Source organism: Actinoplanes sp. NPDC048791 (assembly GCF_040650095.1).
Classification (GTDB): domain Bacteria; phylum Actinomycetota; class Actinomycetes; order Mycobacteriales; family Micromonosporaceae; genus Actinoplanes.
In genome coordinates, this window is the sequence record NZ_JBEZGQ010000909.1 from 1 (window position 1) to 3,365 (window position 3,365).

The 3,365-nt window shown below is 71.9% G+C and carries 2 protein-coding genes and 1 pseudogene; 1 reads left to right on the forward strand and 2 read right to left on the reverse strand.

All coding sequences use genetic code 11. The features are described 5' to 3' along the window. Window positions 1-56: 56 nt before the first annotated feature. On the forward strand, window positions 57-1,388 hold the full coding sequence (locus tag AB0C29_RS39535) for a PHB depolymerase family esterase (RefSeq protein ID WP_360831841.1): 1,332 nt from the start codon (window positions 57-59) through the stop codon (window positions 1,386-1,388). Between the two features lie 536 nt (window positions 1,389-1,924). Here AB0C29_RS39535 and AB0C29_RS39540 read toward each other — a convergent pair. Both AB0C29_RS39540 and AB0C29_RS39545 read right to left on the reverse strand, forming a co-directional pair. After that, window positions 1,925-2,296, reverse strand: a pseudogene (locus AB0C29_RS39540) (DUF4184 family protein); the annotation flags it as partial. A gap of 59 nt (window positions 2,297-2,355) precedes the next feature. Continuing rightward, on the reverse strand, window positions 2,356-3,365 hold a 1,010-nt coding region (locus AB0C29_RS39545), incomplete at its 5' end, for a VWA domain-containing protein (protein ID WP_360831844.1).

Genomic DNA, 3,365 nt, shown 5'->3' on the forward strand with positions numbered 1-3,365 from the left:
GCGGCGCGGACCACCCTTCCGCGTCGCGCCGGACCCATCCCCCGGAGCGAGGAACCATGAAACGACTGACCCAGGCCCTGCTGGCCCTCACCGCCGCGGTGAGCGCGATCGGTGCCTCCGTGCTGCTGCCGGCCGCCCCCGCGGCCGCCGCGACCCTGCAGGAGGTCACCGGCTTCGGCACCAACCCGACCAACCTGCGCATGCACCTGTACGTCCCCGACCGGCTCCCGCCGAACCCGGCCCTGCTCGTGGCCGTGCACTACTGCACCGGCTCCGGCCCGGCGTTCTACTCGGGCACCTCGTTCGCCTCCCTGGCCGACCGGTACGGCTACATCGTGATCTACCCGTCGGCGACCCGCTCGGGCAACTGCTTCGACGTGTCCTCACCGGCAGCGCTGCGCCACGACGGCAACAGCGACCCGGCCGGCATCGTCTCGATGGTCCGCTACGTGCAGCAGCGGTACAGCACCGATCCGGCCCGTACGGTCGTCACCGGCGCGTCCTCCGGCGCCATGATGACCAACGTGCTGCTGGGCGACTACCCGGACGTGTTCCGGGCCGGCGCGGCGTTCGCGGGGGTGCCGTTCGGCTGCTTCGCCACGACCGACGGCTCCGGCTGGAACAGCGCCTGCGCCAACGGTCAGGTCACCAAGACCCCGCAGGCCTGGGGTGACCTGGTCCGCAACGCCTACCCCGGATACACCGGGGCGCGGCCGCGGATGCAGGTGTGGCACGGCGTCAACGACGACACGTTGCGGTACCCGAACTTCACCGAAGAGATCAAGCAGTGGACCAACGTGCACGGCCTCTCGCAGACCCCGGCGCTGACCGACTCGCCGCAGTCGGGCTGGACCCGTACCCGCTACGGCTCGACCTCCGCGCAGCCGCCGGTCGAGGCGATCAGCGTGGCGAACACCGGGCACAACCTGCCGCAGTCCGGCATGGCCGAGCGCGCGGTGACGTTCCTCGGGCTGGACAGCACCACCGTCCCGCCGACCTCGCCCCCGACCTCGCCCCCTGTCTCGCCCACGCCGCCGACCAGCACCCCGCCGTCCAGCCCGCCTCCGAGCACGGGTGGCTGCCGGGTCGGATACGTGGTCAACGCCTGGAACAGCGGCCTGACCGCGGCGATCTCGATCACCAACTCCGGCCCGGCCGTGACCAGCTGGACGCTCGGCTTCACCCTGCCGGCGGGCCAGACCATCACCTCGGGCTGGAACGCGACGTGGACGGGCTCCAGCGGAGCGGTCACCGCCCGCAACGTCTCCTACAACGGCACCCTCGCGACGGGCGCGTCGACCAGCATCGGCCTGCAAGCCACGCACACCGGTGACAGCAGCCGCCCGACAGCGTTCACGCTGAACGGCACCGCCTGCACAGTCGCCTGATGAGACCGCCTGCTGCCCCGGACCGGGTGAGCCGGGGCAGCAGGTGCACCCCTCAGCAGGAACCCGGGCAGAGCCGCCTCGTCGCCCGGGCCCGGGCCGGTCGGGCCCCGCCCACCGGTGGCGAGCCGGGCCAACTGCCAGCCGACGGCGTAGACGGCCAGCACAACGCAGATGGCAGCGACACCGTCCACGGCGAACTGCCTCACCGCGAGCTCCGCCATGTCCCTCCCGGTCCACGTCGGCGGAACGACCTGCGGCGGAAGGTCGGAATAGTCGATCTTGTTGGCCGCCATGAGTTGCCGGACGCCGCTCACCGCGCCCGCAGTGCCCAGCACCAGCGGCGCTGCCACCAAGGCACCCCAGATCCACGTCCGCAGCCGGGCCGGGAGCCGCAGCACGGACGGGACCGGTTGCGCCGGCGTCATCCGCCACCAGCGCCACGTCCAGACCAGGAGCACGGCCGCGCCGAGTACGCCGCCGGCCAGGTCAACCTTCGTCGACTGATCCGCACCGAACACGCCGTCCAAGCGGTCCCAGGCCACGTGAGTCGCTGCCCCGATCGCCAGCGAGAGGGCGATCCACCACACGGCGGTCGGCCGCCACCCGATGAACCGTTCCGCGGACTGCCACACACGCCCCGCGGCAGCTTGCGGCAAGAGCGCCACCACGGGCCGTTTGAGCAGCACCTGAAACACCACGAGCAGCACCAGGGCGATCAGCGGGTCGAGCCAGAACACCGACGACGCATGGTGGGTGCGGGTGAGCAGAGTGCCGCTGGGGTCGAGCCACGGCAGGGCGGCGTAGTACGTCAGATCCGGCGCCATCGAGCCCATGACCAGGGCGGACGCAACCAGCGGACGGCGGGAGACGGCAAGGACCGCCGCCGGATGAGCAAGCGTGAACGGCATCCGCCGAACGCTAGCAAGCGGCCCGGCCTGGTGGTGCGAACCACCAGGCCGAGCTCGCCCTAGGCTCCGGTACGGGTCGCGATCGCCTGCAGGAAGATCTCGTTGATCTTCGCCGGGTCCTCCGCGATGAAGACGCCGCTGGACGGCCCGCTGGCGTCCGAGATCGCCTTCAGCTCGCCGCGGTCGACCTCCGGACCGATACCGATGATCACCATGCGCACCGGCTTCTGCGGGTTCCGCGCCCGCCGCAGGTCGGCGACCAGCTCGTCCCGGGTCAGGCCGTCGGGGTTCTCGTTCACCCCGTCGGTGAACAGGATGACCGAGTTGACCCGGCCCTGCTGCCACCCGTTCTGCACGGTCTTGTACGCCGCCAGCGCGGTGTCGTACAGCCCGGTGTCGCCGGTCTTCTTGGGTTTCATGTCGTTGAGGGCGTCGTTGAGCCGGTTGCGCGCCGTGGACAGCGGGCTGATCGCCACCTTCGGCTGCCACGCCTGCTTGCCCACCAGCTCCGTGGAGAAGAACCAGGTGCCGACGGACCAGCGGTCGTCGAACAGCTGCAGCCCCTGCGCCGCGGCCCGTTTGGTGACCTCGTTGCGGGTCAGGCCGCCCGCGGTGGGCACCTCGGTCAGCATCGAACCGGAGATGTCGAAGACGGCGAGCACCCGGCCCGGCTGCGTGATCGCGGCCCAGCTGCCCAGCACCTGGCTGATGGCCGTGGAGGCCTGGGCCGACGCGGCGGCACCCTGACTCGCCGTGGCGCCCGGGGCGATCACCGGGGTGGCCACCGGCGGCGCGCCGGTCGGAGCGATGAAGCCCGCCCCCGCCTTGCCGTCGGGCCCACGCAGACCGGCGGCCGCCAGCGCGTCCCGGAACGTCGTCCCGCGCAGCTCCTCGTGCAGCGCCGCGGCGGCGGCTGCCTTCTGCGGGTCGACCTCCGGCATGACCGCGAACGGGTAGTTCAGCGCGGTCGGCGCCGGATCGAGGTAGAGGGCGGCGAGCTGGATGGGTGGCTTGCCCCCGTTGTACGAGACCACATCCTCCTCGGAGAGGGGCGCAGCGCTCAGACCGG

What these genes read in the sequence shown, in the direction of transcription:
- AB0C29_RS39535 (WP_360831841.1), top strand. Translation starts at nt 57, where the DNA reads ATGAAACGACTGACCCAGGCCCTGCTGGCCCTCACCGCCGCGGTGAGC.